The following is a 22,347-nucleotide window of genomic DNA, read 5'->3' on the forward strand; positions in this document are numbered from 1 at the left end:
CCTGTGTGCGCGGGGAATGGCCGTGCGGGGAATGGGCGCGCGGGGAATTGGGGAGTGTCGCGCTTGGTTGCACCCACCGACCTGACAGAGGATGGAGACCATGACCGACACCGCAGCCCCCGCCGATCCCGACGCCGTCCTCGACCGCTACCACGCCCGCCGCGCGCAAGCCGTCACGGCCCCGCAGGGCAACCTGGCGCTCGTGAACACGCAGTGGATCACCGGTGAGCCGGATTCGGAGCAGCCGGTCTGGGGCGTGCCGGGCCTCTGGTCGCCGCTACCCGCGGGCCAGTCGGGCCTGAAGGTCACCGCCGCCGCTACCGACAACGTCTTCGTCGACGAAGTGCTGGTCGACGGTTCCGCGATCGTGCGCGGCAAGGACGACCCGAACCCGGGCGCCGTGCGGTTCAGCGACACTGTCACCGGCTTCGTCATCGCCAACGAGCAGGGCGAGTACGCGCTACGGGTCTGGGACGCCCAGTCGGAGGACATCCAGAAGTTCGGCTCGATCGACGCCTTCCCGTTCAACCCCGAGTGGATCATCACGGCGACCTTCACGCCGATCGAAGGCGGTAAGACGGTCGGCTTCGAGCACCTCAAGGACGACGGCGCGACCCGGGACATGGTCATCCCGGGCGAGATCACGTTCACGAAGGACGGCGTCGACTACAACCTCGCCGCCTTCAAGGCCGGGCGCGCGCTGCAGCTCGTCTTCTCCGACACCACGAACGGCGAGAGCACCTACTCGGTCGGCCGGTTCCTGTTCGTCGTCCCGAACGACGACGGCACCGTGACGCTCGACTTCAACCTCGCCGTGCTGCCGCCGTGCGCGTTCAGCTACAACTTCAACTGCCCGCTGCCGCCCGCGCAGAACCGCTTCGCGGTCCCCATCGAGGCCGGCGAGAAGAACGTCCTCGACAAGGACGGCAACCTCCTGCACTGACCGCCCAGGTCAGTCGACGGCGGCCGCGGGCTTGCGGCCGCGGCGCGGGCGCTCGGGCGAGCGGCGCTGCACGAGCGCCCCGGGGTGCGCGGCGAGGGCCTTGGCGACTTCGTCCAGCCACTCGATCGCGGCACGGGCGCCCAGTTCAGCCGCGCGGTTGGCGGCCAGTACGGCGCGCGAGTCCGCGTCGTGGGTGAGCTCCCGGATGCGCTCGGCGAACGCCGCGCGGTAGTCGGCGACGACCGCGGCCGCGTCGGCGCCCTCGAGCGACGCCGCCACCAGCACCTGGTCCTGCATCTCGTCCCAGTCGGGGCGGGCGTCCCGCGGGCCGGAGGTGAGCCAGGAGGTCGCCTCCTCCATTCCGGCCTCCGTGAGCCGGTACAGCGGCAGGCCGTCGTCGGTCTCGCCCGCCGACTCGATCAGGCCCTGCTCGGTCATCCGGTCGAGCGTGGAGTACACCTGCCCGGCGTTGAGCTGGCGGCGGTTGGCCGCGCGCAGGAGGAACTCGTTCTGGAGCTGGGAGCCGTAGGCGGGACCCTGGGTCAGCACCGCGAGGAAACCATACTGAACCGACATACTCGGTATGCTATTCCGCTTGCCGGTAGCGCGGCACGCATGAATCGCCGAATCACAATCTTGTAACTCGGGCGCGTTGTCCGGCATAATCGCCGTAGTCAACTTCATAGGAGTCATGGCACTCGTTCGCGGTCGTAGGGGAAGACGTACCGACGAAGGAGGAAACCATGACGGCTCACGCAGCCCGAGGAGTGCTCTACGTGCACTCCTCTCCCAGCGCGCTCTGCCCTCACATCGAGTGGGCGGCGGGACGCGCACTCGGTCGCGCCGTCAACTTCACCTGGGAGACGCAGCCGGTGCTGAAGGGCGCCCAGCGCACCGAGTTCTTCTGGGACGGCCCCCAGGGCACCGGAGCGCGCCTGGCGACGGCACTGCGCGGCTGGGAGCACCTACGTTACGAGGTGACGGAGGACGCCGGCCTCGGGACCGACGGCGGACGTTGGATGCACACGCCCGACCTGGGCATCTTCTTCGTGCAGACCGACACCGCGGGCAACACGGTCGTGCCGGAGGACCGCATCCGCTACGCGATGGAGGTCGCCGGTTCCAACCCGCTCGAACTGCACCGCGAGCTGCGCCTTGCGCTCGGCCAGGCCTGGGACGACGAGCTGGAGCCGTTCCGCCGCGCCCACGACGACACCTCGGTCATCTGGCTGCACAAGGTCGGCTGAGCCGACACACCTACCCAAACGTGACTAGTCGCGGAAATCGACGATGCGATTCCCGCGACTACTCACGTTTCGCGTGGTCAGACCGAGCGGATCGCGACGACGGCGTTGTGGCCGCCGAAGCCGAACGAGTTGCTGATCGCCAGCTGCGGGCCGTCGCCGAGCGGCTGGGGCTCGCCGGAGACCTTCAGCGGGATGGCCGGGTCCATCTCGGTGATGTTGATCGTCGGCGGGGCGACGCGGTCGCGTAGCGCGAAGATCGTGAAGACGGCCTCGAGCGCGCCGGTGCCGCCGAGCAGGTGGCCGGTCGACGCCTTCGTGGCCGACACCGGGATGTCGTGCACCCGCTCGCCGAACACCTCGCGCAGCGCGACGTACTCGGACGGGTCGCCGACCGGGGTGCTGGTGGCGTGGGCGTTGATGTGGGTGACCTCGTCGGGCGAGGCGCCGGCCTGCTCAAGCGCGAGCCGGACGGCACGGCTGGCGCCGCGGCCCTCGGGGTCGTTGGCCGTGATGTGGTACGAGTCGGCCGTCACCCCGCCGCCGACGATCTCCGCGTAGATCCGGGCGCCGCGGGCGAGCGCGTGCTCCTCGGTCTCCAGCACCAGGCTGGCAGCGCCTTCGCCCATGACGAAGCCGTCGCGGTCGACGCTGTACGGGCGGGAGGCGGTCGCGGGGTCGTCGTTGCGGCGCGAGAGCGCCTGCATCGACGCGAACGAGGCCACCGTGATCGGGTGGATGGCGGACTCGGTGCCGCCGGCGATGACGACGTCGGCGAGACCGGCCTGCAGGTGCTCGTAGGCGTTGACGAGCGACTCGGTGCTCGACGCGCAGGCGGAGGCGACGGTGCGCGCGAAGGCGCGGGCCTCGAAGTGCATGGACACCGCGGCAGACGCGGCGTTGGGCATCAGCATCGGGACCGTCATCGGCAGGACGCGGCGCGGGCCACGCTCGCGCAGCGTGTCCCACGCGTCGAGGAGGGTCCACACGCCGCCGATGCCGGTGGCGAAGTCGACGCCCAGGCGCTCGGGCGCGACCTCCGGGGAACCGGCGTCGGCCCAGGCCTCCATCGCCGAGACCAGCGCGAACTGGCTGGACGGGTCGAGGCGTTTGGCGGTCGGCCGGTCGAGGATGGTGTCGGGCCGCACGAGCGCCTCGGCGGCGAACGTGACGGGCAGCTCCAGCTCGGCCACCCAGTCGTGGGTGAGGCTTCGCGCTCCGGACGTGCCGGCCAGCAGTGCGGTCCAGCTCTCGGGGGCGGTGCCACCGAGCGGGGAGGATGCGCCCACGCCGGTGACGACGATCTTCTTGGTCATAACGGCAACTCCGTGTAGTCGGAACAACGGTGCAGCGCGCAGAGCGCTGTTACCTGCGCGGGCGGCACCTCGGGGGAGGGCCGCCCGCGCGGAGGAAGTGTGTTCTTGCGGTGCTCAGGCGTCCTGCGCCTTGACGATGAACTCGACGGCGTCACCGACGGTCTTCAGGTTCTTGACCTCTTCGTCCGGGATCTTCACGTCGAACTTGTCCTCGGCGTTGACCACGATGGTCATCATCGAGATCGAGTCGATGTCGAGGTCGTCGGTGAACGACTTGTCCAGCTCAACCGTGTCGGTCGCGATGCCGGTCTCGTCGTTGATGAGCTCGGCCAGGCCGGCAAGAACTTCTTCGGTGGACAATGCCATGGTGTTTTCTCCTTGAGGGGGTGTCGTTTTGACCGTTGATCAGTCTAGGGCAGGCCCTAGGGGAGCACGACGACCTGCGCGCCGAAGACCAGACCGGCGCCGAAGCCGATCTGGAGCGCGAGACCGCCGGACAGTTCGGGGTGCTCCTGCAGGAGCCGGTGCGTGGCGAGCGGGATCGAGGCGGCAGAGGTGTTGCCCGTCGTCTCGATGTCGCGGGCGATCGCGACCGTCTCCGGCAGCTTGAGCTGCTTGGCGAACTCGTCCACGATCCGCATGTTCGCCTGGTGCGGGATGAAGGCGGCGAGCTGGTCGGGCGTGACGCCGGCGGCGTCGAGCGCCTGCTTGGCGACCTTCGCCATCTCCCAGACCGCCCAGCGGAAGACGGTCTGGCCGTCCTGGCGCAGGGTCGGCCAGGGGGCCTCGCCGTCGCGGAACTCGGTGAGCGTGTTGCCCATCCCGACCGCTCCGGCCTTGGAGCCGTCCGAGCCCCACACCGTCTTGGCGATGCCCGGGTACTCGCTCGGGCCGATGACCACGGCGCCCGCGCCGTCGCCCAGCAAGAAGGAGATGGTGCGGTCGGTCGGGTCGACGACGTCGGACAGCTTCTCGGCGCCGACGACGAGCGCGTAGTGCGCCTGGCCGGTGCGGATGAGCGCGTCGGCCTGGGCGACCGCGTAGGCGTAACCGGCGCACGCGGCGTTCATGTCGTACGCCGCGGCCGGGTTCGCGCCGACGTTGTCCGCCAGCACGGCGGCCAGCGACGGGGTCTGCTGCGGGTTGGAGATCGTCGCGACGATCACCGCGTCGATGAGTTTCGGGTCGACGCCCGACTTCGCGATGGCCTCCTTCGACGCCTCGGTGGCGAGGTCCACCGCGCCGACGTCGTGGCTGGCCCGGGTGCGGGTGATGATCCCGGTGCGCTGGCGGATCCACTCGTCGGAGGAGTCGATCGGGCCGACCAGCTCGTCGTTCGGGACCACGAGGTCGCCGCGCGCCGCGCCGATCGAGAGGATGCGGGTGTACTGCGGGCCGTGGGACTGCTGCAGGGTGGGGTGGGTCATGGCTGCGGTCCTCCTAGGCGGCCTGGTCGATGAGGTCGAACGCGGCGGGCAGATCGTCGGGGGTCTTCACCGCGACGGCGGGGATGCCCTTCAGGCCGCGCTTGGCGAGGCCGACGAGCGCACCGGCGGGGGCGACCTCGATGATGCCGGTGATGCCGGCCTCCTGGAAGGCGGCCATGTCGAGGTCCCAGCGCACCGGCGAGGAGACCTGGCCGACGAGCAGCCGCAGGAACTCGGCGCCGTCGGTGACCTCGGAGCCGTCCTTGTTGGTCCAGAGCCGCAGCGTCGGGTCGTTCGTGGTGAGCGTCGCGGCGAACGCCTCCAGCGTCGGGACGGCGGACGCCATGTAGCGGGTATGGAACGCGCCGGCGACCTGCAGCGGGATGACGCGGGCGCGGGCCGGCGGCTCCTCGGCGAGCTTCGCGAGCGCGTCGAGGTCGCCGGCGACGACGATCTGGCCGCCGCCGTTGTAGTTGGCGGGGAAGAGGCCGAGCGCGTCCAGCTTCGCGAGCAGCTCGTCCTCGTCGGCGCCGATGACGGCGCTCATGCCGGTGCGCGCCTCGGCGGCGGCGCGGGCCATCGCGGCGCCGCGCTCCCGGACGAACGCCACGGCGTCGGTCTCGGACAGCACGCCGGCGCCGGCCGCGGCGGTCAGCTCGCCCACCGAGTGCCCGGCGATGCCGCCGATCTTGTCGCGGCGCCCGTCGGCGAACAGCGCCGACAGCGTCAGGAGGCCGGCCGACACGATGAGCGGCTGGGCCACCGCGGTGTCGCGGATGGTGTCCGCGTCGCTCACCGTGCCGTGCGCGACGAGGTCGATGCCGACCGCGTCGGAGATGCGGGTGAGCTGGTCACGGAACGTCGGTTCGGTGAGCCACGGGTCGAGGAAGCCGGGGGTCTGGGAACCCTGCCCCGGGCACGCGATGACGATCACGGGTTCAAGTCTGCCAATCTTCCGCCGAGCGGATGTGTCGGATATGGATGAACTATGAGCCGAAGCTTTGTGGATGTCTACAGACGCGGGAGGTCAGTGCCGCCGCGGCGCGTCCGGCTCGTTGATCGAGCCCACGATCAGCGCGGCCTGCAGGATGAGCGCCTCGCGAGCGCCGGTGGCGTCCCAGCCGATCACCTCGGACACGCGCTTGAGCCGGTAGCGCACCGTGTTGGGGTGCACGAACAGCTCACGCGCCGTGGCCTCCAGCGATCTGCCGTTGTCCAGGTAGCACCACAGCGTGGTGAGGAGCTCGGTGGAGTACGCCTGCAAAGGCCGGTAGATGCGGCTGATCAGCGTGGCCCGCGCCAGCCCGTCGCCCGCGAGCGCCCGCTCGGGCAGCAGATCGTCGGCGTGCACCGGGCGCGGGCAGTTGCGCCACGCCTTGGCGACGGCGAAGCCGGCCAGCGCCGCCTTCGCGCTCTTGGACGCGTCCACCAGGCTCGCCACCTCATGGCCGAGCACCAGGTGGCCCGGGCCGAAGCCGGGCTCGAGCTGCTGCGCGATCTCCAGGAAGCTGACCGCCGGTGCGGCCCCGATGGCCTCCTCGTTCGCCGCGTCGGCCGGCAGTGCGCGGCCGATGACGAGCACCAGCCGGCTGCCCTGCACGCCGATCAGCACGTCCGCGGACATGTGCCGCGCGGTGCGGCGCAGCTGATCGACGTCGAGCATCTTCGGGGCGGTGCCCACCAGGACGCTCACCTCGCCGTGGCCGTGCCAGCCGAGCGCGGCGATCCGGCTGGGCAGCTCGTCGTCGTACTCGCCGGTGAGGATGCTGTCGACCACCAGGGCCTCCAGCCGCGCGTCCCAGAGCCCGCGGGCTTCGGCGGCGCGCGCGTACACGTCGGCCGCCGCGAACGCGATCTCGCGCGAGTACAGGAGGATGGCCTCCTTGAGCGCCTCGTTGCCGCCGCTCTTCACGCGCTCCTCGACCACCTCCACGGTGATCTTGATGAGCTGGAGCGTCTGCTGCAGGCTGACGCTCCGGAGCAGCTCACGCGGAGCCGCCCCGAAGACGTCGGCCGCGATCCACGGCGTCGAACGCGGGTCGTCGAACCACGAGATGAAGGACGAGATGCCCGCCTGGGCGACCAGCCCGACGGCGCTGCGGCGGCCGGGAGGCATATCCCGGTACCAGGGGAGCGTGTCCTCCAGCCGCTTCAGCGTGGTCGTGGCGAGCTCGCCCGAGATCTTGCGCAGCCACGCAAGCGTCTCGGACTTCGTCCGCTCCGGTGTCGTCGGCACGGGCCCGCGGTCTAGGACTCGCCGCCCGCGGTGCCGGTGGTGCCGGCGTTCACGTCGTGCAGCAGGTACTTCTCGATCGCCCAGGCGGGTGCGTTCGGGTCCACCTTGCCCTGGGCCGCAAGCAGCTCCAGGGTGCGGACCACGATCGACGGGCCGTCGATCTTGAAGAACCGGCGCGCGGCGGCGCGGGTGTCCGAGAAGCCGAAGTCGTCGGCGCCGAGGGTGGCGTACTCGCCGGGTACGAACTGACGGATCTGGTCCGGCACCGCGTGCATGTAGTCGGTCGCGGCGACGAACGGTCCCTCCGCGCCCTGCAGCTTGCGGGTGACGTACGGCACCTGCTTCTCCTGCTGCGGGTAGAGGAAGTTGTGCTCCTCCGCGGCCAGGCCGTCGCGGCGCAGCTCGCCCCACGAGGTGACGCTCCAGACGTCGGCGGAGACGCCCCAGTCCTGCGCGAGCAGGTGCTGGGCCTCCAGCGCCCATGGCACCGAGACGCCGGACGCGAGGAGCTGCGCCTTCGGGCCGGCCTCAGCACCCTCGCGGAGCTTGTAGATGCCACGGACGATGCCGTCCACGTCCACGCCCTCCGGCTCGGCCGGCTGCACGATCGGCTCGTTGTAGACCGTCAGGTAGTACATGACGTTCGGATTCGGGTGCGACTCGCCGTACATCCGCTCCAGGCCCGAGCGGACGATGTGCCCGATCTCGTAGCCGTAGGCGGGGTCGTACGCGACGACGGCCGGGTTGGTCGACGCGAGCAGCAGCGAGTGGCCGTCCGCGTGCTGCAGGCCCTCTCCGGTCAGCGTGGTGCGGCCGGCGGTCGCGCCGATCATGAAGCCGCGCGCCATCTGGTCGCCCGCCGCCCACATGGCGTCGCCGGTGCGCTGGAAGCCGAACATCGAGTAGAAGACGTAGACCGGGATGAGCGGCTCGCCCTGCGTCGAGTACGACGTGCCCACGTTGGTGAACGCCGCGAGGGCGCCCGCCTCGTTGATGCCGACGTGGATGATCTGGCCCTGCGGGCTCTCCTTGTAGGCCAGGAGGAGTTCGCGGTCGACCGAGGTGTAGTGCTGGCCGTTCGGGTTGTAGATCTTCGCGTTCGGGAAGAACGCGTCCATGCCGAAGGTCCGCGCCTCGTCCGGGATGATCGGGACGATGCGGTGGCCGAAGTCCTTCGCGCGCAGCAGGTCCTTCAGCAGCCGGACGAACGCCATGGTGGTGGCGATCTCCTGCGTGCCGGAGCCCTTCTTGGCGATGGCGTAGGCCGAGTCGTCCGGCAGGTTCAGCGGCGTGTACTTGACGCGGCGCTCCGGGACGTAGCCGCCGAGCGCGCGCCGGCGCTCGTGCAGGTACTGAATCGCCTCGTCGTCCGGCCCCGGGTTGTAGTACGGCGGCAGGTACGGGTTCTCCTCGAGCTGCGCGTCCGAGATCGGGATGCGCATGGCGTCGCGGAACGTCTTGAGGTTGTCCAGCGTCATCTTCTTCATCTGGTGGGTCGCGTTGCGGCCCTCGAAGGACGGACCCAGGCCGTAGCCCTTGATGGTCTTGGCGATGATGACGGTGGGCTGGCCCTTGTGCTCGACCGCAGCCTTGAAGGCCGCGTAGACCTTGCGGTAGTCGTGGCCGCCGCGCTTGAGGCCCCAGACCTCGTCGTCGGTGTAATCCTTGACCAGCTCCAGGGTGCGCGGGTCGCGGCCGAAGAAGTTCTCGCGCACGTAGGCGCCGTTCTCGGTCTTGTAGGTCTGGTAGTCGCCGTCCGGGGTCTGGTTCATGAGGTTGACCAGCGCGCCGTCGGTGTCGCGGGCGAGCAGGTCGTCCCACTCGCGGCCCCAGATCACCTTGATGACGTTCCAGCCGGCGCCGCGGAAGTAGCTCTCCAGCTCCTGGATGATCTTGCCGTTGCCGCGGACCGGGCCGTCGAGACGCTGCAGGTTCGCGTTGATGACGAAGGTCAGGTTGTCGAGCTTCTCGTTCGCCGCGACCTGGAGCTGGCCGCGCGACTCGACCTCGTCCATCTCGCCGTCGCCGAGGAACGCCCAGACGTGCTGGTCGGAGGCGTCCTTGATGCCGCGGTTGGTGAGGTACTTGTTGAGCTGCGCCTGGTAGATCGCGTTGATCGGGCCGAGACCCATCGACACGGTCGGGAACTGCCAGAAGTCGGGCATGAGCCGCGGGTGCGGATACGACGACAGGCCGCCGCCCGCGTGCGACTTCTCCTGGCGGAAGCCGTCGAGCTGGTCGGCGCTCAGCCGGCCCTCGAGGAAGGCGCGGGCGTAGGTGCCGGGGGAGGCGTGGCCCTGGACGAAGATCTGGTCGCCGCCGCCCGGGTGGTCCTGGCCGCGGAAGAAGTGGTTGAAGCCGACCTCGTACAGGGCGGCGCTCGACGCGTAGGTCGAGATGTGGCCGCCGACGGCGATGCCGGGGCGCTGCGCGCGGTGCACGAGGATCGCCGCGTTCCAGCGGATCCAGGCGCGGTAGCGGCGCTCGATCTCCTCGTCGCCGGGGAAGTCCGGCTCGTTCTCGGGGGAGATGGTGTTGATGTAGTCGGTGGTCGGCACCATCGGCACGCCGAGGTGCAGTTCCTTCGAGCGCTTCAGCAGGCTGAGCATGATCTCGCGAGCGCGCTCATGGCCGTGTGCCGCAACCAGTGCGTCGAGGGACTCACGCCATTCGGCGGTCTCCTCGGGGTCCGAGTCGATGTTATTCACCGAGTACGGGTCCTGGTCGTTTACAGTCACCCTCGACCTCTTTCTTGTGTCGGATGGATCGTGGAAGGCGCGCATCCGCTTGTCGGGTCACGACAACTCCGCGGGCACCATCGTTCAGCCTAGCCGCAACTCAGGGCCGCTGGTGACCGCCCGGAGGTTGGCGCATCCCGCCACCGGGTCTATGCTGTGTCCTCGTGCGCCGGCCGGGTGGAATCGTCCCCGGGGCGCGTGAAAGGACACGTCACATGGCTCTGGAGAACGACACCCAGGCTCCCGACTTCGAACTGCTCGACCAGCACGGCCGCTCGGTCCGGCTCAGCGACTTCCGCGGCGACAGGGCCGTCGCGCTCGTCTTCTTCCCGCTGGCGTTCTCCGGCACCTGCACCGGTGAGCTGTGCGCGCTGCGCGACAACCTGGCGATGTTCCAGGACCACCGGGTGGAGCTGCTGGCGATCTCGGTGGACTCCAAGTACACGCTGCGCGCCTGGGCCGAGCAGGAGGGCTACGACTTCAGTCTGCTGGCCGACTTCTGGCCGCACGGCGAGATCGCCAAGGAGTACGGCGTCTTCCTGCAGGAGAAGGGCTTCGCGAACCGTGCGACGTTCCTGATCGACGAGGCCGGCATCATCCGCGCGTCGTTCATCACCGCGCCGGGGGAGGCCCGCTCGATCGAGGCGTACAAAGCCGCGCTGGAGCTGCTGCCTGCTCACGTGTGAGCTTCCGGCCGCTAGGCTGGGGCGTCGAGGGCCTTTAGCTCAGCTGGTAGAGCGCCACGTTTACACCGTGGATGTCGTCGGTTCGATCCCGGCAGGGCCCACACAAATAGACTCCCCACATGCCTGAGGGCCCGTACCGCTGGTTCGTCGTCGCCGAGCTCGTGCTCGCGGCCGTGACCTTCGTCGCGTTGCTCTTCGTCGTCGCGCCCTACGGCGGCCGCCACGGTCGCCCGGGCTGGGGCCCGACTGTCCCTGCCCGCGTCGGCTGGGTCGTCATGGAGGCGCCCGCGAGCCTCGTGTTCCTCGCCTTCTACCTGCTCGGCGCGCACCGCGCGGACCTCGTTCCGCTGCTCTTCCTGCTGCTCTGGCAGGTGCACTACGTCCAGCGCGCCTTCGTCTACCCGCTGCTCATGCGCTCCGGCTCCCGGATGCCGGTCGTCGTGATGCTGCTGGCCATCCTCTTCAACCTGCTCAACGCGTGGGTCAACGCGCGCTGGATCTCGGAGTACGGCGACTACCCGGTGTCCTGGCTGGGCGATCCGCGATTCTGGATCGGGGCGGTCCTGTTCGCGGCCGGGTACGCGCTCAACGTCGGCTCCGACCGCATCCTGCGGCGCCTGCGCCGCGGCGGCGCCGGCTATCGCATCCCGTACGGCGGCGGCTTCCGCTTCGTCTCCAGCCCCAACTACCTCGGCGAGATGGTGGAGTGGACCGGCTGGGCCGTCGCCACCTGGTCCCTCGCGGGCCTCGCGTTCGCGCTCTACACGGTCGCCAACCTCTCGCCGCGGGCGATGGCGAACCACCGCTGGTACCGGGAGACCTTCCCCGACTACCCGGAGGACCGCCGGGCCCTGGTGCCGTTCGTGCTGTGACGCCTGCGCCGTGACACCTCCGCTGTCGGAGGGCCGCCGTACCGTTGGCGTGTGAAAGCGAGGGTGACGTGACCGAGAACGTCGCGCAATGGTGGGCGCGCCGGCAGTGGTCGAAAGGCGTCCCCGTCCCGTACGCCGTCGGCACCTACCGCGCCGACTGGCAGCGCTACCCGACCGTGGTACGGCAGTTCCATCCGGAGCTCAACGCCGGGATCGTTCTCAGCCAGATCCCGCCCGCGGCCGACGTGTACGTCCAGTGGGAGTGCGACGCCGGCCACCGTTTCATCGCGACGCCGGAGGAGCAGCGCTCCCGCCCGGGCGGCACCCGGCGGCGCTCGGCCTGGTGCCCGTGGTGCAGCGAGGAGGCGGTCCCGCGCCGCGTCCGGAGCCCTGAGCCCGACGCCGGGCTGCACGTCTGCGGGCACGCGCGCGACCTGCGCCGCATCGAGAACGACCCGGACGACGACCGCTGCTACCTCTGCAGGCGGCTCGACCGGACCTCGATGACGCGGGAGGAGCTGATCGCGCTGGCGGCGCCGGGCTCGCGCGTGGCCCTCTCGCACGAGAACGGCACCGCCACGCGCTACTCCTGGCAGTGCTCCAAGGGGCATCCCGTCTACTCCGCCACGGTCGAGCGCATCCTCGGCGGCCGCCGCTGCCCGGTCTGCCGGAACGCGCGCCGCGGGGCCGACCGCGTGCCCGTCGGGGAGGCCTTCGTCAGCGAGCTGGCGCCGCGCCCGGCGTCCGCGGCTGAGCCCGAGCTGAAACGCCGGCTCGCGGCCCGGCTGACCCTCGACTTGACGAAGAACGCCGTGCGGGTGGCGCGGCCCTTCTACAACCAGCTCGAGGTCTGGCCGGACATCGTGGTGCCGGAGCTGCGCGTCGCCATCGAGTACGACACCATCGGCAGGCACGGGCTGGAGCATGTCGGCCCGAGGGAGGCCTCCGACCGCCGCAAGGACCGCCTGCTGCGCGCCGCCGGCTGGGAGGTCGTTCGCGTGCGCTGCTCGCCGCTCCAGCCGATCGGGCCCCACGACATCGTCGCGTCGGGGGTGACCGACGCGGTGGTTGAGCGCATCCTCGCGGAGCTGGGCGCGATCCGCGGCGAGCTGTTCGTCGCCGCCTACCTCGCCTGACCGTCGCCGAACGCCGCCGCGGCCCTCCCGCCCAGCCGGCGCACTCACTAGCCTGAGCGTGAGCGCGCACCGTGCGCGCGCACGAAGGAGACCCTACGATGCCGTCGATCCTCAACCCGTACCTCAACTTCCGCACGCAGGCCCGCGAGGCGATGGACTTCTACCGGTCCGTCTTCGGCGGCACCCTCCAGCAGAGCACGTTCGCCGAGTTCGGGATGAGCCAGGACCCGGACGACGCGAACCTGATCATGCACTCGCAGCTCACCACCGACGCGGGCTTCACCCTCATGGCCGCCGATGTGCCCTCCCACATGGAGCTCAAGCAGGGCTCGCAGATCTCGGTGTCGCTGAGCGGCGACGACGAAGCCGAGCTCACCGGCTACTACGACAGGCTGGTGGACGGCGGCACGGTCGTCGAGCCGCTGTCGAAGGCGCCGTGGGGCGACAGCTTCGGGATGCTGGTCGACCGGTTCGGCGTGCAGTGGCTGGTCAACATCGCCGGCTCCGCGCCGACGGCGTGAACCGGGCGCGGCGGGTCCGATGAGCCAGCAGCCGGGGAGCGGCCCGGTGATCGTGGGCGTGCATCCGCGCCAGGCCGCCGCCGTGACGCTGGAGGCCGCCCGCCTCGCGGTCGCTCTGGGCCGCGAGCTGGTCTGCGCCTACGTCACCGAGGACAGTTACCTCACCGAGTGGGACCGCGCGGAGCTGCGCGACGAGGCCTCGCTCCATCCCGGCGACGTGGCGGCCGACGACGAACGGGTCGCGCTCGAATTGGCGGCGGCCATCGAGTCCGTCCTGGGCGACGTCGCGGGCGCGGCGACACCCGAGTGGCGGCTGCGCATCCTCGCGGGCGACGCCGCCAAGGCGCTCGGCCGGCTCGCCGGCGAGCTCGACGCCCGGCTCGTCGTGGTCGGCACGCGCGGACGGGGCGTCGAGCACGCCCTGGAGGAGTGGCTCGGCGGGGCCGTCGCCGCGCACCTCGCGCACGAGGGGTCCCGGCCGGTGCTCGTCGTCCCCGTGCACGGCGCGACAGGCGACGTGCTCGCGCCTCCCCGCTGAGCTCGCGGGCGGACGCCGCACAGAGCCGCGACGGGTCAGGCTGCGAGCGCGTTCAGCCAGGGCAGCGGGTCGACGGGGGACCCGCCGCCCGGCCGCACCTCGAAGTGGAGGTGCGCACCGGTCGAGACCCCGGTGCTGCCGACGGACCCGATCACGTCGCCCGCGCCGACGCGCTGGCCCGCGCGCACCGCGACCGAGCCTTCCGCGAGGTGGCAGTAGACGGTCGTCACGGTCTGGCCCCGCACGATGTGGTCGGTGACGAGATGGACGCCGCAGCCGCCACGATCCACGGTCTCCACCCGGCTCACGACGCCGGCCGCGACCGTGCGGACGGGCACGCCGGCGCGCGCGGCGAAGTCGACCCCCGGGTGCTCGGTGGACGCCCCCTCGGCTGGGGCGTCTCGGTGGCCGAAGCCGTCGGAGACGACGACGTCGCCCTGAATCGGCCAGACGAGCGTCGGGGCGACGTGGACGGCCGGGGCCTCTCGCGAGGCCCCGAACGAGTCCGAGCCGGCGAGCGCCGGCACCGCCAGGCGCTGCGCGGGCGCGTCCGCGTCGGCTCCGGTGACCGCCGTCGCGGGCGACGCTCCGCCGATGAGGGAGGAGGTGGCGGCCAGGCCGAGCGCCAAGCCGCCGGAGATCAGGGTATGGGACAGCGGTCGGGTCGGGAACAGAGGACACCTCTTTCGTCGGGGCGGGAGTGCGGGGAACGGCTCGGGTATTCCGTACCTCCAGTGTGACATATCACGATGAGTGACACCTGAGAGTCGCTCCTGGCCCATTCCCGGGGGAGGGAGTCCGGCGTTATGGTGCTCGCGGGTCGAGCCGGTCGATCCGGGAGGGGAAGACGTCATGTGCCGTTGGCTCGCATACTCGGGGGAGGCGCTCACACCCGCCGTCCTGATCCTGGACGCGCAACACTCGCTGGTCGCGCAGTCGCTGAACTCACCGCTCGGCGCCGAGACCGTGAACGGGGACGGTTTCGGCTTCGGCTGGTACCCGGAGGGCTCCGTCGCGGGGAGCAAGCCCGCGCTGTTCCACTCCACCGAGCCCGCCTGGAACGACGAGAATCTCCGCGAGCTGACCAACTCGATCGCCAGCCCGCTGTTCTTCGGGCATGTGCGCGCGGCGGGGGGACCGCCGATCCAGCAGACGAACTGCCACCCGTTCCGCTACGAGAACTGGATGTTCATGCACAACGGCTTCCTCGACGGCTTCACGGCGATGAAGCGCGACCTGACCTATTCCGTCGACCCGTCGCTCTACCCGCTGATCCACGGCACGACCGACTCCGAGGTCATGTTCTACCTGGCCCTGACCCTCGGGCTCCGGGACGACCCGATCGGCGCCATGACGAAGACCGTCCAGCGGATCGAGGAGGTGGGGGAGTCGAAGGGCATCCGCTTCCCGATGCAGGGCACGATCGCGCTGTCCGACGGCGCGACCATCTGGGCCTTCCGCTACTCCACCTCGGGTCGAAGCCGGAGCCTGTACCACTCGGTCGCCATCCCGGAGCTTCGCGAGATGTACCCGGACGCCGCGCGCCTCGAGCTGTTCGGGGACAAGGCGAAGGTCGTGGTGTCCGAACCGCTCAACGACATCCCCGGCGCGTTCGTGGAGGTCGGGGAGTCGACGGTCGCGATCCTCAACGACGACGGTTACCACCACGAGCCGTTCATGCAGCACGCCGACGCTTGAGCACGCCGCCACCTGAGCACGACGACGCCTGAGCACGACGGAAGGCGAGGACGACCACGGTCGTCCCCGCCTTCGTCTGCTCCCGATCAGGCCCGGCGTCGCCGCAGGATGCGGAACCCGATCGCGCCTCCGCCGAGGGCGATGAGGATCGCGCCCAACCAGACCGCCGTCTCCACGTCCAGTCCGGTCGAGGCGAGGCCGCCGAGCGCCGCCCGAGCCGTCGACGGCGGCGAGGAGACTCGTCCGGACCCGGCCTTACCCTCTGCGACGGCCGTGTTGGTCACGGTCGCCGCCCGGCGGTCGGCGTCGGTGATCGTGTACGTCGCCGTGCATTCGATCGACGCGCCAGGGGCGAGCGACGCCGCCCCGTCCGCGCAGTCGATGCCCGGGAAGCCGCCCGTGCCGGTGAAGTCGCCCTCCGCGATCGAGACGCCGGTGACCGTCACGTTCCCGGTGTTGGTCACCGTGAAGCGGTAGTCGATCGTCGAGGTGTTCACGGTGGCGCTCTTCACCAGGCCGAGCGCGGGTGCGCTGTCGTGGGGCAGCGCGACGGTGGACGGCGCGCTCTCCACCGGCTCGCCTCCGGCCGGCGGGACGCCGCTCGCCGTCGCCGTGTTGCTGATGCCGCCGGCGTCGGCGTCGGCCTGGGTGACCGTGTAGGTCGCCGTGCAGGTGAGCTGCGCGCCCGGGTCGAGCGCGGCAGGCGCGTCCGGGCAGTCCGGCACCGGCGCCGGGCCGCTGCCCGTGAAGCCGGAGTCGGCCACCTGGATGTCGTCCAGGGTCACGTTGCCGGTGTTGGTCACCACGAAGCTGTACGTGATCACCGCCCCGGTCACGAACGACGCTGCGTCCGATGGCGTCGCCGACTTGACGATCGAGAGCGCCGGCTGGGCCGGAGCGTCGACGCGGCTCCCGGCCGGCCCGAAGGTCATCGGGACGCCCGGAGCCGACGGGATCGAGCCCTGCACGGTCGCGGTGTTGTCGAGGGTCCCGGCATCCACGTCCGCCTGGGTCGTGGTGTAGGTCGCCGTGCAGGTCACGGTGCTCCCGGGCGCGAGGACGATCGGCGCGGCGGGGCACTGCACGACCGGCGCGATGCCGGTGCCGGTGAAGGTCCCCTCGATCACCTCGACCTCGGACATGGTCACGTTGCCGGTGTTGGTCACCACGAAGCTGTAGGTCACCGTCTCACCCGCCCGGGTCACCGTGGCCGGGTCGGCGGTCTTCGTGATGGTCAGGTCCGGCGACGCGGTGGCGCTGAAGGTCGTGGACGACGGCTGGGAGTCCACCGCCGCGCCACCGGCGATCGGCGTGCCGCTCGCGGTCGCCGTGTTGGTCACGGTTCCGGTGTCGACGTCGGCCTGGGTCGGCGTGTACGACGCCGTGCAGGTCACCGCCGCGCCCGGGGCGAGCGAAGCCGCTCCGGCCGGGCAGCTCGGCGCCGGCGTGCCGCCGGTGCCGGTGAAGTCGCCTTCGCCCACGGCGACGCCGGTCAGCGTCACGTTCCCGGTGTTGGTCACCAGGTAGGAGTAGGTGACCGGCTGGCCCGCCGCGGTGATCGTGGTCGGGTCGACGGTCTTCTCCATCGTCAGCGCGGGCGCCGGGTCGGCCGTGATGTCGACCTGCGACGGGGGAGCGGTGATCGTCGCTCCGGCCGGCGTCTGGAGCGTCGCCACGGCGCTGTTGGTGACCCCGCCTTTGTCCATGTCGGCCTGCGTGATGACGTAGTCGGCCGTACAGGTCACCGACTCGCCGGGCGCCAGCGAGGTGACGCCGGCGGGGCACACCGGGTCCAGCACGGCGTACCCGCTGAACCGGGCTTCGACGACCTGGGGGGTCTGCAGCGTGACGTTCCCGGTGTTGGTGATCACGAACGAGTAGGTGACCGTCTGGCCCGCGGCCGTCACGGTGCGGATGGAGGCCGTCTTCTGCAGGGTCACCCCCGGGTCGGCCGCGATCGGCACCACGTTCTGCGCGTCATTGGAGGTGACGGACGCCCCGCTGCCTGTCGTGCCCGTGGCCGTGGCGTCGTTGTCGATGCCGCCGGCGTTCGCGTCCGCCAGGGTGACGGTGTAGGTAGCCGTGCAGGTCACGGTCGCGCCGGGCGCCAGCGACGCCGCGCCAGCTGGGCAGTTCGGCGACGGAGCCGGTCCGGAGCCGGAGAACGAGCCCTCGGCGATCCCGATGCCGTTGACCGTCGTGTCGCCGGTGTTGGTCACCGCGAACGAGTAGGTGATCGTGTCGCCCGCGGCGGTAGCGTGCAGCGGGCTCGCGGTCTTCACCAGGGTGAGAGCCGGGTTCTCGGCGACCGCGACGGTCGCCGTGGACGGCGCGCTGGTCACCGGGGCGCCCGCCGAGGCCGGCGGGGTGCCGGTCGCGGTGGCGGTGTTGCTGAGCTGGGACTGGTCGGCGTCCGTCTGCGTCAGCGTATAGCTCGCGGTGCAGACCACCCGGGCTCCGGGGAGCATCGTCGCGGCTTCCGCGGGGCAGCTGACGACCGGGGCCCCGCCGCTGCCCGAGAACGCGGTCTCGTCGACCGTGACGTCCTTCAGGGTCACGTTGCCGCTGTTGGTCACGGCGAACCGGTAGCTCACGACGTCACCGGCGGCCGCGACCGTCGCAGGCGTTGCGGTCTTCTCGACGGTGATGGCCGGCGCCGGGTTGCCCGGGGCGCTGATGGTGTCGGGCGCCGAGCTCACGGCCGTGCCGGTCGGCGGGGTGCCGTGCGCGGTCGCAGTGTTGGTCACGTCGCCCTGGTCGATGTCGGCCTGGGTCAGCGTGTACGTCGCCGTGCAGGTCACCTGTCCGCCCGGCGGGATCGGCGCGTCAGCCGGACAGACCGGGTTGACCGCGCCGCCCGTGCCGGTGAAGCCCTGCTCGTCGATGCCGACGTTCGTGAGCGTGACGTTCCCGGTGTTGGTCGCGACGAAGGAGTAGGTCAGTTCCTGGCCGACGACGAACGACGCGGCGTCGTCCGGCGAGGCCGACTTCTCGAGCGTGATCGCGGGAGCGGCCGCCGAGGTCACCGTCGCCGAAGAGCCGGGGGAGTTCACCGTGCCGCTCTCGGGGTCGGTCGCGGTGGCGTGCGCGGTGTTCGTCACCGAGCCGCTGTCCACGTCCGCCTGCGTCACCGTGTAGGTCGCCGTGCAGACCGTGGAGGCGCCGGGTGCGAGCGAGGTCACCGGGCAGACCGGCGCCGGTCCGGTCCCGCTGCCCGAGAACGAGCTCTCCACGATCGCAAGGGCGTGGACGTCCACGTTGCCTGTGTTGGTCACGCTGTAGTCGTAGGTCACGGTGGTCCCGGCCACCGCCGCGGTCGCCGGCGAGACGGTCTTGCTGAGCGTCAGGGCGGCGTTCGCCGCCTCGAGCGTGGTCCGGGTGGCGGAGGTGTTGGAGCGGATCACGGTCGTGCTGCCCAGAGCGTTGCCCTGCGCCGTCGCGGTGTTCGTGAACGCGCCGGAGGCGACGTCCGCGGCCGTGATCGTGTAGAGCGAGTTCGCGGTGCACCGCGTGCTGTCCCCGGGGGCGAGCGTGGTGGCCGGGCAGGTCACCGCACCGACGGCGGGATCGTTCACAACGAGGTTCTCGACCGTGAGCTGCCCGGTGTTCGTCACGGTGAAGGAGTACGGGATCGTGTCGCCGGCGTCGCGGACACCGTTCCCGTTGACATCGTTCACGGGGCCGGCCTCTTTCTGGAGCAGAAGGTTCCCGTTCAGTGCGGAGTTGGTGATGGTGCAGTTCACCAGGTCGCCTATCGCGAGCGCGACATCCGCGGAGGGGCCCGCCGCCCCCGACGGCAGAGCGGGATCGGCGGAGCCGTTCCTGGTGCAGGACCAGGACTGGGCGTACGAGCCGATCGGAGACGTGCCGGTCGCAGTCTCCGCGAGCGTGAACGGGGAGGTGGTGGCGGCGCCGATCGTCTCGACCTCACCGGTGGTGGCGGTGGTCGCCGTTCCGGTGTTCGCGCTGGCGAGCTGGATGCCGCCCGGTGCGGTGACGCTGAGTCCGAACGAGTCGGACGGGCTCACCCGGCTCGCGACGTTCTTGGACAGGACGACCTTCGACAGCAGGATGCCGAAGGCGATGCCCTGACGCCGGTTCGTGTTCAGGTCGATCGAGGCGCCGAACGCGGTGTCGGCCGCGAGTATCGCCGTGCCGGTCCGGGTGACGTTCTCGTTGCTGGAGCAGGTCACCGTGTTCGTGCCGACCCCGGTGAGCCCCGCCTCGCAGGCATTGCCCAGCGGCGCGATCTGCCGCAGCGGTGCAGTGGCAGTGAACCGCAGCGATTCGTTGATATCGGTGGACTCGGCGTCCGCCATGACGAGCGAGAACGCGTTGACGGGGTTGCCGTCGGCGTCCGTGACGCTGACGCCGGCCACCGTCACGACGGAGGTCCCGCCCGAAGCGCCCGACTGGTAGAGCGCGGGCATGCCCGCGACACCACGGTAGCTGCCGTTGTTGCGGCCGAGGTAGGCGCTCGCGTACGTCGGGAACGCAGCGGGGACCACCGCACGACCGACCAATGTGATGGTGTACTCGAGCGTGTAGCCGCCCGGCAGCGCGACCTTCATCTGCTGGCCGCCGGGGGTTTCGGCCGCGGCCGGGTCGTAGCTGCTCTGGTCGAGCCAGCACAGCGTGCGCGCGTAGGTGCCGGTTCCGGCGTCGGCATAGGAGCACTGCTGGTCGGTCGGGGCGGCTGCCGCGACCTGCGTCGCGACGATGACCCCGGCAACGGCCAGGAGCGCGCTCACGAGCGCAGCCACCACCTTCGAACGTCTGCGTGTGAAGAACTGCATCGATACCCTCCGAGGCCCTGAAATGTCCGTCGAAAAGTACCGGGCCGCCTGCGACGCGCTGGAGCCTCGGCCCCGTCGTTCCGGCGCGGTAGGCGCACCCTTCCGTCTAGCGGAAGCCAGCTTTAACGACGGTCTTCACCCTGTCCTCATGCACCCATATGGGTATATGATTCGCGCATGGCACGGGCAGCGACGACCTCGGACGTCTTCAACGCGATCGCGGAGCCGCGCCGCCGCGACATCCTGATGCTGCTGCGCTCCGGCGAGCGGCCGGTGAACGAGGTGGCGACCGCGCTCGGGATGCCGCAGCCCGGCGCGTCCAAGCACCTGCGTGTGCTCAAGGAGGTCGGCCTCGTGCAGGACCGGCGAGCGGGCAAGCAGCGCGTCTACGGCCTCGACGCGAGCGGCCTGCGGACGATCCACGAGTGGACCGGCGGCTTCGAACGGTTCTGGAACGAGAGCTTCGACCGACTCGACGCGTACGTGCAGGAGCTCAAGGCGCAGAAGCCGACGACATCGACGCCGACGACACAGACGGCGACGACCCAGCGAGAGGGGGAGTAGCAGTGCGGGAACCGGAAGCAGCGGAGTCGTCGACGGCCGACCGCGAGATCGTCGTGTCGCGGCTGATCGACGCGCGGCCCGAGCTCGTGTTCGAGGCGTTCACAACGGTCAGGCACCTCTCGCGCTGGTGGGGCCCGGAGGGGTTCAGCACGACCACCCGGTCTTTCGACTTCCGCGTGGGAGGGGAGTGGGTCTTCACCATGCGCGGGCCGGACGGCACGGCGCATTCCGAGTGGATCACCTGGACGGCCATCGTCCCGCCCGAGCGCATCGAGCTGCTCCACGGCGAGCGCCGCGACGATCCCGACACCTTCGCGTCGGTGCTGACCTTCACCGCGGAGGGCGCCGCAACGCGTGTCGAGCTGCGGACGGTGTTCCCGACCGTGGAACTGCGGGACCAGGCGCTCGAACGCTCCCACGCCGCCGAGGGCGGCAGGCAGACGCTGGCCAAGCTGGCCGGCTACGTCGAGCCCACCATGAGGAATGAGAAGGGGAACTGATGGCAGGGAAGGCGTTCTTCAGCGTCTCGATGTCGCTGGACGGGTTCATGGCCCCGGACTCCCCGGACGAGCTGATGGGGAAGCAGTGGATGGAGTTGCAGCACTGGGTCTTCCCGACCCGGTTCTTCCGCCAGAACCTCGGCCTCGGCCCGGGCGGCGAGGAGGGCCTGGACGACGACGTCGCCCGCCGCACCTTCGAGCGCACCGGAGCCAGCGTGATGGGCAAGCGGATGTTCGAGGCCGGCGAGCACGCCTGGCCGGAGGACGCGCCGTTCCACACCGACGTGTTCGTCGTCACGCACGAGCGCCGCGACCCGTGGGCGCGTCTCGGCGGGACGACGTTCCACTTCGTGGACGACCTCCAGGTCGCGCTCGACCGGGCGCGTCAAGCTGCAGGGGAGCGCGACGTCCGGATCGCCGGCGGCGGCGCGACGATCGTGGAGTACCTGAACGCCGGGCTGGTCGACGAGTTCTCGATCGCCCTCTCGCCCGTGCTGTTCGGGAAGGGCATCCGGCTGTTCGAGTCCGTGGACGTCTCCCGGATCCGGCTGGAACAGCTCGGCTCGGAGGCGTCGTCCCGGGCGACGCACCTCACGTACCGGGTGCACGAGCGATGACCGGCCGCGCGAGCCCGGCCAAGGCGGCGGTCGGCGACAAGCCGGTGTTCGCCTACATCGCGAGCCTCCCCGACGCCCAGCGGGCGATCGCGGAGGCCGTGGACGCCCTGGCGGCGCGGACACTGCCCGGTCTGACCCGCTCCATCAAGTGGGGGATGTCGTACTACGGCGTCGGCGACGGCTGGTGCTTCTGCTGCGGCGCCTTCGACGACCACGTGAAGCTGATGTTCGTGAATGGGGTGACCCTCGAGCCGGTGCCGCCGGTGACGCCCGTCGCGATGGGCAAGGCCACCCGCGGGGTCGAGCTGTCGACGCTCGCGGACCTGGACGAACGGCAGGTCGCCGACTGGATGCGACAGATCACGTCGCGGCCCGGGGTCGGCGGCCGGCGCGGGTGAGCGGTCCGCCGGCCGTACGGGCCAGGGGATGGGCGACCCGGTGAAACTTCGGCCGCGCCGCCGCCGCGGTCCGGCACGGGGGAGGGGAGCGCAACGGACGCGCCGCTAGCGTGGCGA

Annotated in this window: 21 protein-coding genes and 1 tRNA gene; 13 read left to right on the forward strand and 9 right to left on the reverse strand. The window is 70.8% G+C overall.

What is annotated here, in order from left to right:
* Positions 1-100 precede the first annotated feature (100 nt).
* Positions 101-943 carry a DUF1684 domain-containing protein gene (locus AC1ROW_RS02325; protein WP_493017252.1) on the forward strand — a complete coding sequence of 281 codons (843 nt, stop codon included), beginning with the start codon at positions 101-103 and terminating at the stop codon, positions 941-943.
* Positions 944-952: 9 nt separating this feature from the next.
* Here the strand turns inward: AC1ROW_RS02325 and AC1ROW_RS02330 are convergent, their stop codons facing one another.
* Positions 953-1,519 carry a PadR family transcriptional regulator gene (locus AC1ROW_RS02330; RefSeq protein WP_493017253.1) on the reverse strand — a complete coding sequence of 189 codons (567 nt, stop codon included), beginning with the start codon at positions 1,517-1,519 and terminating at the stop codon, positions 953-955.
* Positions 1,520-1,686: 167 nt separating this feature from the next.
* Here AC1ROW_RS02330 and AC1ROW_RS02335 point away from each other — a divergent pair, with 167 nt between their 5' ends.
* A complete protein-coding gene (locus AC1ROW_RS02335; RefSeq protein ID WP_179606052.1) occupies positions 1,687-2,190 on the forward strand; it encodes a DUF3145 domain-containing protein in 504 nt (167 codons plus the stop codon).
* A 77-nt stretch (positions 2,191-2,267) separates the two neighbouring features.
* Here the strand turns inward: AC1ROW_RS02335 and AC1ROW_RS02340 are convergent, their stop codons facing one another.
* From AC1ROW_RS02340 to aceE, 6 genes are all read right to left on the reverse strand, one after another.
* On the reverse strand, positions 2,268-3,503 hold the full coding sequence (locus tag AC1ROW_RS02340) for a beta-ketoacyl-[acyl-carrier-protein] synthase family protein (protein WP_493017254.1): 1,236 nt from the start codon (positions 3,501-3,503) through the stop codon (positions 2,268-2,270).
* A gap of 114 nt (positions 3,504-3,617) precedes the next feature.
* Positions 3,618-3,869: an acyl carrier protein gene (locus tag AC1ROW_RS02345; protein ID WP_021765217.1), complete on the reverse strand. Its 252-nt coding sequence runs from the start codon at positions 3,867-3,869 to the stop codon at positions 3,618-3,620.
* Between the two features lie 56 nt (positions 3,870-3,925).
* Entirely contained in the window at positions 3,926-4,930 is a 1,005-nt protein-coding gene (locus AC1ROW_RS02350; RefSeq protein ID WP_493017255.1) for a beta-ketoacyl-ACP synthase III, read from the reverse strand.
* A gap of 13 nt (positions 4,931-4,943) precedes the next feature.
* Positions 4,944-5,864, reverse strand: coding sequence for an ACP S-malonyltransferase (locus AC1ROW_RS02355; protein ID WP_493017256.1), 921 nt, complete (start codon positions 5,862-5,864; stop codon positions 4,944-4,946).
* 93 nt (positions 5,865-5,957) lie between these two features.
* Positions 5,958-7,166 carry a PucR family transcriptional regulator gene (locus tag AC1ROW_RS02360; RefSeq protein WP_493017257.1) on the reverse strand — a complete coding sequence of 403 codons (1,209 nt, stop codon included), beginning with the start codon at positions 7,164-7,166 and terminating at the stop codon, positions 5,958-5,960.
* A gap of 11 nt (positions 7,167-7,177) precedes the next feature.
* A complete protein-coding gene (gene aceE, locus AC1ROW_RS02365) occupies positions 7,178-9,904 on the reverse strand; it encodes a pyruvate dehydrogenase (acetyl-transferring), homodimeric type (protein ID WP_493017258.1) in 2,727 nt (908 codons plus the stop codon).
* A 215-nt stretch (positions 9,905-10,119) separates the two neighbouring features.
* Between aceE and AC1ROW_RS02370 the strand changes: the two genes are divergently transcribed.
* From AC1ROW_RS02370 to AC1ROW_RS02395, 6 genes are all read left to right on the forward strand, one after another.
* Positions 10,120-10,590 carry a peroxiredoxin gene (locus tag AC1ROW_RS02370; protein ID WP_493017259.1) on the forward strand — a complete coding sequence of 157 codons (471 nt, stop codon included), beginning with the start codon at positions 10,120-10,122 and terminating at the stop codon, positions 10,588-10,590.
* Positions 10,591-10,618: 28 nt separating this feature from the next.
* Positions 10,619-10,691 (forward strand) — tRNA-Val (locus AC1ROW_RS02375).
* A gap of 18 nt (positions 10,692-10,709) precedes the next feature.
* Positions 10,710-11,462 (forward strand): phosphatidylethanolamine N-methyltransferase family domain-containing protein, encoded by a 753-nt coding sequence (locus tag AC1ROW_RS02380; RefSeq protein WP_493017260.1) that lies wholly within the window; start codon positions 10,710-10,712, stop codon positions 11,460-11,462.
* Positions 11,463-11,530: 68 nt separating this feature from the next.
* Complete coding sequence (locus tag AC1ROW_RS02385; protein ID WP_493017261.1) at positions 11,531-12,598, forward strand: hypothetical protein; 1,068 nt, start codon at positions 11,531-11,533, stop codon at positions 12,596-12,598.
* A 98-nt stretch (positions 12,599-12,696) separates the two neighbouring features.
* Positions 12,697-13,119: a VOC family protein gene (locus AC1ROW_RS02390; RefSeq protein WP_493017262.1), complete on the forward strand. Its 423-nt coding sequence runs from the start codon at positions 12,697-12,699 to the stop codon at positions 13,117-13,119.
* Between the two features lie 19 nt (positions 13,120-13,138).
* Positions 13,139-13,657 (forward strand): universal stress protein, encoded by a 519-nt coding sequence (locus tag AC1ROW_RS02395; protein WP_493017263.1) that lies wholly within the window; start codon positions 13,139-13,141, stop codon positions 13,655-13,657.
* Between the two features lie 35 nt (positions 13,658-13,692).
* On the opposite strand, the gene AC1ROW_RS02400 is transcribed toward AC1ROW_RS02395, so the two are convergent.
* On the reverse strand, positions 13,693-14,286 hold the full coding sequence (locus AC1ROW_RS02400; protein ID WP_493017264.1) for a M23 family metallopeptidase: 594 nt from the start codon (positions 14,284-14,286) through the stop codon (positions 13,693-13,695).
* A 223-nt stretch (positions 14,287-14,509) separates the two neighbouring features.
* Here AC1ROW_RS02400 and AC1ROW_RS02405 point away from each other — a divergent pair, with 223 nt between their 5' ends.
* Positions 14,510-15,355 carry a class II glutamine amidotransferase gene (locus AC1ROW_RS02405; protein ID WP_493017265.1) on the forward strand — a complete coding sequence of 282 codons (846 nt, stop codon included), beginning with the start codon at positions 14,510-14,512 and terminating at the stop codon, positions 15,353-15,355.
* A gap of 86 nt (positions 15,356-15,441) precedes the next feature.
* On the opposite strand, the gene AC1ROW_RS02410 is transcribed toward AC1ROW_RS02405, so the two are convergent.
* Entirely contained in the window at positions 15,442-20,151 is a 4,710-nt protein-coding gene (locus tag AC1ROW_RS02410) for a beta strand repeat-containing protein (protein ID WP_493017266.1), read from the reverse strand.
* Positions 20,152-20,328: 177 nt separating this feature from the next.
* On the opposite strand from AC1ROW_RS02410, the gene AC1ROW_RS02415 reads away from it, so the two are divergent.
* The 4 genes from AC1ROW_RS02415 to AC1ROW_RS02430 are packed head-to-tail and all read left to right on the forward strand — an operon-like array spanning position 20,329 to position 22,230.
* A complete protein-coding gene (locus AC1ROW_RS02415; RefSeq protein ID WP_493017267.1) occupies positions 20,329-20,715 on the forward strand; it encodes an ArsR/SmtB family transcription factor in 387 nt (128 codons plus the stop codon).
* Between the two features lie 2 nt (positions 20,716-20,717).
* Positions 20,718-21,215, forward strand: coding sequence for an SRPBCC domain-containing protein (locus tag AC1ROW_RS02420; protein WP_493017268.1), 498 nt, complete (start codon positions 20,718-20,720; stop codon positions 21,213-21,215).
* Positions 21,215-21,832: a dihydrofolate reductase family protein gene (locus AC1ROW_RS02425; protein WP_493017269.1), complete on the forward strand. Its 618-nt coding sequence runs from the start codon at positions 21,215-21,217 to the stop codon at positions 21,830-21,832. Before AC1ROW_RS02420 ends, AC1ROW_RS02425 begins: the two co-directional genes overlap by 1 nt.
* The gene (locus AC1ROW_RS02430) at positions 21,829-22,230 is read left to right on the forward strand and encodes a DUF1801 domain-containing protein (protein WP_493017270.1); all 402 of its coding nucleotides are present in this window, start codon (positions 21,829-21,831) and stop codon (positions 22,228-22,230) included. Before AC1ROW_RS02425 ends, AC1ROW_RS02430 begins: the two co-directional genes overlap by 4 nt.
* The last annotated feature ends 117 nt before the right edge of the window (positions 22,231-22,347 follow it).

The organism is Leifsonia sp. GW821-FHT13C09 (assembly GCF_058806435.1).

What these genes read in the sequence shown, in the direction of transcription:
- AC1ROW_RS02325 (WP_493017252.1), top strand. Translation starts at nt 101, where the DNA reads ATGACCGACACCGCAGCCCCCGCCGATCCCGACGCCGTCCTCGACCGC.
- AC1ROW_RS02330 (WP_493017253.1), bottom strand. Translation starts at nt 1,519, where the DNA reads ATGTCGGTTCAGTATGGTTTCCTCGCGGTGCTGACCCAGGGTCCCGCC.
- AC1ROW_RS02335 (WP_179606052.1), top strand. Translation starts at nt 1,687, where the DNA reads ATGACGGCTCACGCAGCCCGAGGAGTGCTCTACGTGCACTCCTCTCCC.
- AC1ROW_RS02340 (WP_493017254.1), bottom strand. Translation starts at nt 3,503, where the DNA reads ATGACCAAGAAGATCGTCGTCACCGGCGTGGGCGCATCCTCCCCGCTC.
- AC1ROW_RS02345 (WP_021765217.1), bottom strand. Translation starts at nt 3,869, where the DNA reads ATGGCATTGTCCACCGAAGAAGTTCTTGCCGGCCTGGCCGAGCTCATC.
- AC1ROW_RS02350 (WP_493017255.1), bottom strand. Translation starts at nt 4,930, where the DNA reads ATGACCCACCCCACCCTGCAGCAGTCCCACGGCCCGCAGTACACCCGC.
- AC1ROW_RS02370 (WP_493017259.1), top strand. Translation starts at nt 10,120, where the DNA reads ATGGCTCTGGAGAACGACACCCAGGCTCCCGACTTCGAACTGCTCGAC.
- AC1ROW_RS02380 (WP_493017260.1), top strand. Translation starts at nt 10,710, where the DNA reads ATGCCTGAGGGCCCGTACCGCTGGTTCGTCGTCGCCGAGCTCGTGCTC.
- AC1ROW_RS02390 (WP_493017262.1), top strand. Translation starts at nt 12,697, where the DNA reads ATGCCGTCGATCCTCAACCCGTACCTCAACTTCCGCACGCAGGCCCGC.
- AC1ROW_RS02395 (WP_493017263.1), top strand. Translation starts at nt 13,139, where the DNA reads ATGAGCCAGCAGCCGGGGAGCGGCCCGGTGATCGTGGGCGTGCATCCG.
- AC1ROW_RS02405 (WP_493017265.1), top strand. Translation starts at nt 14,510, where the DNA reads ATGTGCCGTTGGCTCGCATACTCGGGGGAGGCGCTCACACCCGCCGTC.
- AC1ROW_RS02410 (WP_493017266.1), bottom strand. Translation starts at nt 20,151, where the DNA reads ATGCAGTTCTTCACACGCAGACGTTCGAAGGTGGTGGCTGCGCTCGTG.
- AC1ROW_RS02415 (WP_493017267.1), top strand. Translation starts at nt 20,329, where the DNA reads ATGGCACGGGCAGCGACGACCTCGGACGTCTTCAACGCGATCGCGGAG.
- AC1ROW_RS02425 (WP_493017269.1), top strand. Translation starts at nt 21,215, where the DNA reads ATGGCAGGGAAGGCGTTCTTCAGCGTCTCGATGTCGCTGGACGGGTTC.
- AC1ROW_RS02430 (WP_493017270.1), top strand. Translation starts at nt 21,829, where the DNA reads ATGACCGGCCGCGCGAGCCCGGCCAAGGCGGCGGTCGGCGACAAGCCG.